Genomic DNA, 7676 nt, shown 5'->3' with positions numbered 1-7676 from the left:
CAATCCCATTGCTTTTTGCAAATTTTACGATTTCTCTGTGAGGAGTCTGTTTTCTTGATATAACGCTTTTAATCCATAACTTATGTTTTCTTATTAAATCAAGAAGACTTTGATTTATTCCATCATTGATGGATATTCCTATTTGTACTCTGGCATTTTTATTAAGTTTTAACAGTCTTTCTATTTTTTTCTCAAAACTTCCATTTGTACTGATGGTTACTTTTATTTCATGTTCAATGGCTGATTTCACCAACTTTTCAAGAGCTTTATAAAGAAAAGGCTCACCACCAAGGATATCAAGGTGCAGAATATTATTTCTTTTTAAAATATCTACAAAATCTTCAATTTTATCTGGAGGAAATTCTATAGATTCAAAAGAGCGATTTACTCTATTAAAACAGAATTCGCAGTTTTTATTGCATCTTAGTGTGGGAAAAAACTGGACATATTCAATCATTTGTCAGTAGTTCTATCATAGCATTTTTTAAATCATTGATTACTTCGGAATTTTTCAATAAAGACCCTGGTTCTTCATATCCGAGGTAAGAGATTGTTCTGTGCTCATTTACATTGATCGTTCTGAGAAAGGCTTTCAGTGTTGCCTCTGCACAGGTAACTCCAATTTGTCCTTTTTTCATTCCACCAACAAGCATAATGAGAGCTTTTCTTTTAAACTCTTTTTCTGGAATCGGTCTTTTTAAAACATATTTTTCATACCAGAAGCACTGACATCGATCAATAATAAGCTTTAACTGAGCTGGAACACCAAAAAAAAATATGGGTGATGCAATTATGATTCTGTTTGCATCTCTGAGTAAAGGATAAATTTTATCCATATCATCATGAATAATGCACTCACCAGTATCTTTACATCCATCACAGGCAGTACACCCTGTGATGTTTAAATCACAGGCTTTTATGAGATTTATTGCATGATTTTTTTCACTACACAGCTTCACTGCTTCATTAAGAAGTATTTCAGAGTTTCCTTTTCTTGGTGAGCCTAATATGGCAAGAATTTTCATCTTTCTGTAAAAGCTCCCTCCATTATGGAGGGAGCTTTAGTTTTATTCAATTTTTTTATACATCTTCTTTGGAGCACCACAAACAGGACATTTATCTGGTGGTTCACCTTCTACTGTATGCCCACATCCCTGACAGACATAATAATCAGCATCCAATTTTTTATCAAGATTTTCAAGGGCTTTTTTGAATAACTCAGCATGTACTTTTTCTACTTCATTAGCATAGTAAAAGCTTCTTTTTGCCTGAGTAGCACCTTCTGCTTCTGCATCTTTAATCATTGGTGGATACATTTTTTCAAATTCGTAGGTTTCTCCATTGATGGCAGCTTCAAGATTTTCTCTTGTGCTTTTAATTCCATTTGCAGCTTTAAGATGGTTCATTGCATGAATTGTTTCAGCATCAGCAGCAGCTTTAAAAAGCTTTGCAACTGCGGGATATCCTTCTTCCTCTGCTTTTTTAGCAAAGGCAAGATATTTTCTGTTTGCCTGAGACTCTCCTGCAAAGGCTTCCATCAAATTCTTAAGTGTTTTTTCCATTTTTACACCTCCATTTTTGCATGATATTTTTTTAAAGCCTTTCCAAAGGCTATGCCAAATTCATAGCATTTAGCCAGATCCTCCTCTGATGGTTTGTATAAAACTCTTATACCCGGTTCAAAAACATCAAGTTTCATTGATTTAGCTGTTTCATACATGTCCTTTACTGCCTCACCAGACCAGCCATAACTTCCAAATGCAGCAAATAACCTGTTTTTAAGCCTAAGACCTTTAAGATAAGATAAAAACTCAGCAACTGATGGAAAAACTCCATTATTTAATGTAGGACAACCAACAATAACTCCTCTTGACTTCCATACTTCCTTTACTGCCACTGATTTTGGGGTTGCCCTGAGTTTAATTATTTTTACAGGAATCCCTTCATCTTCAAGCCCCTTTGCAATTGGAAATACCATCTGTTCTGTGCTGTGCCACATGGTATCATAGACAATCGTGGTGCTCAATTTTGCTTTTGCCTCAACCATATCAGAATAAAGATTTAATACCCTGTCTATATGGGAACGCCAGATAACGCCATGATCTGGAGCTATCATTTCAATTTCAATGCCAAGCTTTTTTATTTCCTCAATTTTTGCCTTAATAACATTTCCATAGGGCATCAGAATGTTTGCATAATAATCAATCACTGCATCTTCCAGCTCTTCCATTGAATGGTTCTGAACAAACTCATCATCAAATCTTTCAATAGTTGCCATATGCTGACCAAAGGCATCCTGACTTATGAGAATTTTTTCTTCTTTGATATAGGTAAACATGGAGTCAGGCCAGTGCATCATGGGTGTTTCAATGAAATGAAGGGTTCTTTTGCCAATCTTAAGGCTATCTCCTGATTTTACGATATTGACTTTGTATCTGGATAAATTCATAAATCTGCTTAAGCCCTTTTTACCTTTTTCTGTCATGTAAAGATTTACCTCTGGCAGTATCTCAAGAATTTTTTCAAGACCCGAGGCATGGTCGTTTTCAATGTGATTTATTACGATGTGTCTTATTTTTTTAGAATCAATGATTTTTGATATGTTCTCAATTGAAATATTCACAAAATCATGATGAACTGCATCAAGCAGTGCTGGTTCGTCATCAACTACAAGGTAGTTATTATAGCTTGTTCCATGAGGTGTCTCATAACCATGAAAATCCCTTATTGCCCAGTCAACAACACCAACCCAGTAAATCTGATTTTTTAATTCCACTGGCTTCATTTTTTATTCCTCAAGAAGTGAGCTGAATTTATCAAGATGAATCTCTTCTTCTTCAAGTATCTGTTCAAAGAGCTTCCTTGTTACATAGTCTTCTTCTTTCTCAGCCATTTTGATAATTTCTTTGTAAAGCGCAACAGCTTCTTCCTCTGCTTTTTTATCAATCTGAAGCATTTCCGTGAGGTTCTTACCAATTGTTATCGGGTCTGGTTGTGTTGTAGGAATGCCTCCGTAAAAAGCTATTCTTTCTGCAATCTTTTCAGCATGAAGCATTTCATTAATCGCAAACTGTTTAAAAAGCGCACCAACAGGCTCTGCTTTAATTCCTTTTGCCAGAACATGTTGCCACATGTACTGAATGCTTACCTGGAGCTCTCTTGCAACTGCTTTTTGCAACTTATTCATAAGCTCATTACTTATCATAAAAACACCTCTCTTTTTGATACTTTAATTTTTAATGTTGTTTAATTTCTTTTAAGGAGCCTCTGCTTCCGCAGGAAAGACATTTTTGAGGTTTGTGTTTTGCTGTTCTAATTGAACCACATTGAGAGCATTTATATTCTTTTAGGCCTAATTTAAAGTCCTTTTTCTTTTTACATTCAGGACATAAAACATCTACTGTTAATTTAGCATCAAGAATATCAAACTGAGTAAGATACTTATGCAAATCAGGAAGCTCAACTTTTTGATAAATGTCAAAAACTTTTTTACATTTTACGCATATTGCATGATGGTGTTCTGTTGTATCAGGGTCAAATCTTCTTTTTTCAGGATCCACATGAATCTCTTTAACTCTGCCAGTTCTTTTTAAAAACTCTAACACATTGTAAACTGTAGCAACTGACATTGTGGGAAAATCCTTTGATAAGGCTTCATAAATCTCCTCTGCTGATGGATGCTGCTTATTTCCATCAAGATATTTCAAAATAGCAAGCCTTTGCGGTGTCCATTTTATTTTTGGCATCATTAAAATAATTCTAAATAAAAAATGATTTATTTGTCAAATTAACGAACACATATTTGACAGAGTCAGTTATAAATTTATACAATTAATTAATCCCTGGGGGAGGTCAAAAGACCTGAGAGTTCCCGATAAGGGAAGACCCCTTGAACCTGATCCGGGTAATACCGGCGTAGGGAAAGGGAGAGACTGAGTTAAAACCAGCCTCTATCCTTCAGGGATAGAGGTTTTTTATTTTGGAGGTTTTATGAAGGTAAGAGTAAATGGAAACGAGATGGATGTAAGAGCAACTACCATAGCAGAGCTTTTACAAGAGCTTGAAATAAATCCTCAGAGGGTTGTTGTTGAGGTCAACCTTGAAATAATTAAAAGAGATAGATTTAATGAGTATAAAATAAAAGAAGGCGACTCAATTGAGATCGTCAACTTTGTTGGAGGAGGATAAAATGAGTGATCCATTAATTATCAGGGGAATTGAGTTTAAGTCAAGGCTATGGGTTGGAACAGGCAAATACAGAGATTTTGAGGAAACTGCCCGTGCAATTGAAGCTTCTGGAACAGATGTGGTAACAGTGGCAGTAAGAAGAGTAAACATCATAGATCGTTCAAAGGAAAATCTTCTTGACTACATTGACCCAAAAAAATACAAAATTCTTCCCAATACTGCAGGTTGTTACACAGTAGAAGATGCTTTGAGATATGCAAGACTGGCAAGAGAAGCAGGTGTTTCAGATATGATTAAACTTGAAGTAATTGGTGATGAAAAAACACTTTTCCCTGATGTATGCGGACTTCTTAAGGCAACGGAGATTCTTGCAAAGGAAGGCTTTATTGTTTTTCCATACACAAATGACGATCCCATTACAGCAAAAAGACTTGTTGATGCGGGTGCTGCAGCAGTTATGCCTCTTGGTGCACCCATTGGCTCAGGGCTTGGGATAAGAAATCCCTACAACATAAAGATAATTCTTGAGACTGTAAATGTTCCCGTAATTGTTGATGCAGGAGTGGGAACAGCCTCTGATGTATCACAAGCAATGGAGCTTGGCTGTGATGCGGTTCTTGTAAACACTGCAATTGCAGGTGCTAAAGACCCAATTATGATGGCTCAAGCACTGAAGCATGCCTGTATTGCTGGAAGACTTGCATACAAGGCAGGAAGAATTCCTAAGAAGCTTTATGCCTCTGCAAGTTCACCAATTGAGGGAATGCTTACATGAAGCATAAGCTTTATCTCATAGGTAACAGAAAGCTTTTTGCACGGGAAGAAGCCTTTTTAGAGGCAGTGGAAATGGCACTTAAAGCAGGTGTTAAGGCTTTTCAGTTAAGGGAAAAGGATTTGACTGCAAAGGAGCTTTATTTTCTTGCAAACAAAATGCGTGAGATAACAAAAAGAAATGACGCTTTGCTATTCATAAATGACAGAATTGATGTAGCTATGGCTGTTGATGCTGATGGAGTTCACCTTCCTCAGGGCGGATTTTCTGCTCATGTGGTAAGAAAGGTATGGAAGGATAGATTCATCATAGGTGTATCAACCCATTCAGTTCAGGAGGCAAGGGAAGCTTCAGAATGGGCTGATTTTATAACCTTTAGCCCTGTTTTTTATACTCCCATGAAAGGAAAGCCGCAGGGCATAGAGAAATTAAAAGAGGTAAAAGAGGCTGTTAAATGCAAAGTTTTTGCTCTTGGAGGAATTAAGCTTGATAATGTCCATGAAGTAATGCCTTACTGTGATGGAGTTGCCATGATAACTGGAATTTTAGGGCAGAAAGACATTGAAGGAACAGTGAAAAAATTCAATGAAATTTTAGGAGAAAAGCCATGACAAGAATTGAGTTAGCAAAAAAGGGAATAATTACCGATGAAGTAAAGGAAGTTGCAAAAGAGGAAGGTATCTCTCCTGAAATGCTTTCTCAGAATATAGCAGAAGGAAAGGCAGTTATAACAAGGAATGTTCTTCGTCATATAAAGCCTCTTGGAATAGGAAAAGGGTTGAAAACTAAGATAAATGCCAACATTGGAACATCCAAAGATAAAACAGACCTAAAGGAAGAGCTTGAAAAGCTTGATATAGCTGTCCAGTACGGTGCTGATGCTGTAATGGACCTTTCAACAGGAGGTCCTCTCACAGAGATGAGAAGGGCAGTCATAAAGCATTCTCCTTTAAGCGTTGGTACTGTTCCAGTTTATGAGGTTGCTATAAGAGCGATTGAAAAATATGGAAGTATAGTAAAGATAACCGTTGACGATATATTTGATGTAATTGAAGAGCATGCAAAGGATGGCGTTGATTTTGTAACAGTTCACTGCGGTGTCACCATGAAGATTGTGGAGATGCTTAAATCTGGCGAAAGAGTTTTACCAATTGTAAGCAGGGGAGGCTCAATCCTTGCAAACTGGATGTGCTATCATGGAAAAGAAAACCCTCTTTATGAGCAGTTTGATAGACTTCTTGAGATTGCAAAAAAATATGACCTCACACTCAGTCTTGGAGATGGATTAAGACCCGGATGTCTTGCTGATGCAACAGATAAATATCAGTTGCTTGAACTAATAACCATTGGTAAACTAAAAGAAATAGCTGTATCAGAAGGAGTTCAGTGCATAATTGAAGGACCGGGGCATCTTCCTTTGAATCATGTGGAGACAAACATTAAACTCCAGAAAAGCATATGCAAAGAAGCACCTTTTTATGTTCTTGGTCCTCTTGTAACAGACTGTGCAATGGGTTATGATCACATTGCAGCAGCAATTGGTGGCGCTCTTGCAGGGATGTATGGTGCTGATTTTCTGTGTTATGTTACCCCTTCAGAGCATATAAGGCTTCCTAATAAGGAAGATGTAAAGGAGGGTGTAATTGCCTCAAAAATCGCTGCCCATGCAGCAGATCTTGCAAAGGGTTTACCTCAGGCATGGCAGAGAGACAATAAAATGGCAGAAGCAAGAAGAAACTTTGACTGGCAGGCTCAGATTGCTCTGTCTTTTGACCCTGAAAAAGTAAGCTCCATGCGAGCTGAAAGACCACCTCTTCAGGATGAAAAAGTCTGCAGCATGTGCGGTGAGTTTTGTGCAATTAAGATTTCACGAAGGGCTGTTGAACTTTGAACCTAATTTGATATAGATTTTTCAAGGTTTTACGATTTTAAAACGATAAAGATCAGCCCTAAACTGATAAAGTCAGGAATAATTCCTCTCCGATGACTGTTTTACTCTGTTGCTTGAGTTTTATTTTTTATTCAACAATTTATCCACCTTTACTGCAAGATCATCACAGGCTTCACTAAAAGCTGTTTCAAATGCATAGTTAGTGGGCGGCATTTCAGCATTTGCTTTTCCTTCTCCTTCAAGCTCTACTGGACTGTCATTAACTTGAACCTTAGCATAAACATTTCCCACAATCTTTGTTCCCCAAAAATTATACCCTGTTGTCACTTTTGTGGGTGTTAATTTAATAACTATCGCATTAGGAGATATATTGTTTGCTTCATCTTCTCTTAAAACAGCATAACCAATAAGATTATTTCTTAAAGATTTAACAATACATGTCGAAATATCGCCACTCACTAATACCTCAGTTCTAATTCCTTTCTTAAGTGGGGCTGTAAACTCAAATTTCTCAACAATGATTACCTTTTCTGCAAATTGGGGATTGATAACGCGTCCTGTTTCCCATTGTACTTTGGTAGTTGAAGGTGCACAGCCATAAATAAGCAATAAAAAGAAAAGAATACATAAATTGAAATACGATTTCATTTTCCCTCCTTTTTCTTTGTGCTGGGAGAGTATCCCAGCACTTTATCTGTTTTATAGCTTATCTTAGAACATTCCCCCAATCTGACTTGCAATTTTTTCTGCAATTACTCTTGCAGCTTCCTTTTTATCAATGTTTGTCTGCTGTGCTGTGCATACAATTTTAGTTCTATAAATCTG

Annotated in this window: 12 protein-coding genes and 1 riboswitch; of the genes, 4 read left to right on the top strand and 8 right to left on the bottom strand. The window is 36.9% G+C overall.

Annotation, left to right across the window (positions count from 1 at the left end; translation table 11 throughout):
• The 6 genes from ACP5O9_RS07710 to ACP5O9_RS07685 all read right to left on the bottom strand — a co-directional run.
• A partial coding sequence (locus ACP5O9_RS07710) for a radical SAM protein (RefSeq protein WP_428723772.1) occupies nucleotides 1-457 on the bottom strand: 457 nt, incomplete at its 3' end.
• Nucleotides 450-1025 carry a flavodoxin family protein gene (locus tag ACP5O9_RS07705; protein WP_428723771.1) on the bottom strand — a complete coding sequence of 192 codons (576 nt, stop codon included), beginning with the start codon at nucleotides 1023-1025 and terminating at the stop codon, nucleotides 450-452. The genes ACP5O9_RS07705 and ACP5O9_RS07710, both read right to left, overlap by 8 nt.
• Before the next feature lie 42 nt (nucleotides 1026-1067).
• Entirely contained in the window at nucleotides 1068-1562 is a 495-nt protein-coding gene (locus ACP5O9_RS07700) for a rubrerythrin family protein (protein ID WP_353686029.1), read from the bottom strand.
• A gap of 2 nt (nucleotides 1563-1564) precedes the next feature.
• Complete coding sequence (locus ACP5O9_RS07695) at nucleotides 1565-2785, bottom strand: FprA family A-type flavoprotein (protein ID WP_353686028.1); 1221 nt, start codon at nucleotides 2783-2785, stop codon at nucleotides 1565-1567.
• 3 nt (nucleotides 2786-2788) lie between these two features.
• Complete coding sequence (locus ACP5O9_RS07690) at nucleotides 2789-3205, bottom strand: ferritin-like domain-containing protein (protein WP_353686027.1); 417 nt, start codon at nucleotides 3203-3205, stop codon at nucleotides 2789-2791.
• A 31-nt stretch (nucleotides 3206-3236) separates the two neighbouring features.
• Nucleotides 3237-3749, bottom strand: a complete 513-nt coding sequence (locus ACP5O9_RS07685; protein ID WP_428723770.1) for a Fur family transcriptional regulator — start codon at nucleotides 3747-3749, stop codon at nucleotides 3237-3239.
• Nucleotides 3750-3834: 85 nt separating this feature from the next.
• Nucleotides 3835-3940, top strand: a riboswitch (TPP riboswitch).
• A gap of 50 nt (nucleotides 3941-3990) precedes the next feature.
• Here ACP5O9_RS07685 and thiS point away from each other — a divergent pair.
• From thiS to thiC, 4 genes are read left to right on the top strand one after another with little or no spacing between them, the layout of a single operon-like run.
• Nucleotides 3991-4188, top strand: a complete 198-nt coding sequence (gene thiS, locus ACP5O9_RS07680) for a sulfur carrier protein ThiS (protein ID WP_353686025.1) — start codon at nucleotides 3991-3993, stop codon at nucleotides 4186-4188.
• A gap of 1 nt (nucleotide 4189) precedes the next feature.
• Complete coding sequence (locus ACP5O9_RS07675) at nucleotides 4190-4963, top strand: thiazole synthase (protein ID WP_424905371.1); 774 nt, start codon at nucleotides 4190-4192, stop codon at nucleotides 4961-4963.
• Complete coding sequence (gene thiE, locus ACP5O9_RS07670; protein WP_353686023.1) at nucleotides 4960-5571, top strand: thiamine phosphate synthase; 612 nt, start codon at nucleotides 4960-4962, stop codon at nucleotides 5569-5571. The genes ACP5O9_RS07675 and thiE overlap by 4 nt, the downstream gene beginning before the upstream one ends.
• Nucleotides 5568-6851 (top strand): phosphomethylpyrimidine synthase ThiC, encoded by a 1284-nt coding sequence (thiC, locus tag ACP5O9_RS07665; RefSeq protein WP_353686022.1) that lies wholly within the window; start codon nucleotides 5568-5570, stop codon nucleotides 6849-6851. The genes thiE and thiC overlap by 4 nt, the downstream gene beginning before the upstream one ends.
• A gap of 120 nt (nucleotides 6852-6971) precedes the next feature.
• Here thiC and ACP5O9_RS07660 read toward each other — a convergent pair whose 3' ends face one another.
• Both ACP5O9_RS07660 and traT read right to left on the bottom strand, forming a co-directional pair.
• Nucleotides 6972-7499 (bottom strand): hypothetical protein, encoded by a 528-nt coding sequence (locus ACP5O9_RS07660; RefSeq protein WP_353686021.1) that lies wholly within the window; start codon nucleotides 7497-7499, stop codon nucleotides 6972-6974.
• A gap of 63 nt (nucleotides 7500-7562) precedes the next feature.
• The gene (gene traT / locus ACP5O9_RS07655) at nucleotides 7563-7673 is read right to left on the bottom strand and encodes a complement resistance protein TraT (protein WP_428723777.1); all 111 of its coding nucleotides are present in this window, start codon (nucleotides 7671-7673) and stop codon (nucleotides 7563-7565) included.
• Nucleotides 7674-7676: the final 3 nt, after the last annotated feature.

The sequence above is a fragment of the Thermodesulfovibrio sp. genome (assembly GCF_049969575.1).
GTDB classification, from domain to species: Bacteria; Nitrospirota; Thermodesulfovibrionia; order Thermodesulfovibrionales; family Thermodesulfovibrionaceae; genus Thermodesulfovibrio; species Thermodesulfovibrio obliviosus.
The sequence above is the reverse complement of the archived record's forward strand: the minus strand, read 5'-3'. Positions and strand labels throughout refer to the sequence as shown.

What these genes read in the sequence shown, in the direction of transcription:
- ACP5O9_RS07705 (WP_428723771.1), bottom strand. Translation starts at nt 1,025, where the DNA reads ATGAAAATTCTTGCCATATTAGGCTCACCAAGAAAAGGAAACTCTGAA.
- ACP5O9_RS07700 (WP_353686029.1), bottom strand. Translation starts at nt 1,562, where the DNA reads ATGGAAAAAACACTTAAGAATTTGATGGAAGCCTTTGCAGGAGAGTCT.
- ACP5O9_RS07695 (WP_353686028.1), bottom strand. Translation starts at nt 2,785, where the DNA reads ATGAAGCCAGTGGAATTAAAAAATCAGATTTACTGGGTTGGTGTTGTT.
- ACP5O9_RS07690 (WP_353686027.1), bottom strand. Translation starts at nt 3,205, where the DNA reads ATGATAAGTAATGAGCTTATGAATAAGTTGCAAAAAGCAGTTGCAAGA.
- ACP5O9_RS07685 (WP_428723770.1), bottom strand. Translation starts at nt 3,749, where the DNA reads ATGATGCCAAAAATAAAATGGACACCGCAAAGGCTTGCTATTTTGAAA.
- thiS (WP_353686025.1), top strand. Translation starts at nt 3,991, where the DNA reads ATGAAGGTAAGAGTAAATGGAAACGAGATGGATGTAAGAGCAACTACC.
- ACP5O9_RS07675 (WP_424905371.1), top strand. Translation starts at nt 4,190, where the DNA reads ATGAGTGATCCATTAATTATCAGGGGAATTGAGTTTAAGTCAAGGCTA.
- thiE (WP_353686023.1), top strand. Translation starts at nt 4,960, where the DNA reads ATGAAGCATAAGCTTTATCTCATAGGTAACAGAAAGCTTTTTGCACGG.
- thiC (WP_353686022.1), top strand. Translation starts at nt 5,568, where the DNA reads ATGACAAGAATTGAGTTAGCAAAAAAGGGAATAATTACCGATGAAGTA.
- ACP5O9_RS07660 (WP_353686021.1), bottom strand. Translation starts at nt 7,499, where the DNA reads ATGAAATCGTATTTCAATTTATGTATTCTTTTCTTTTTATTGCTTATT.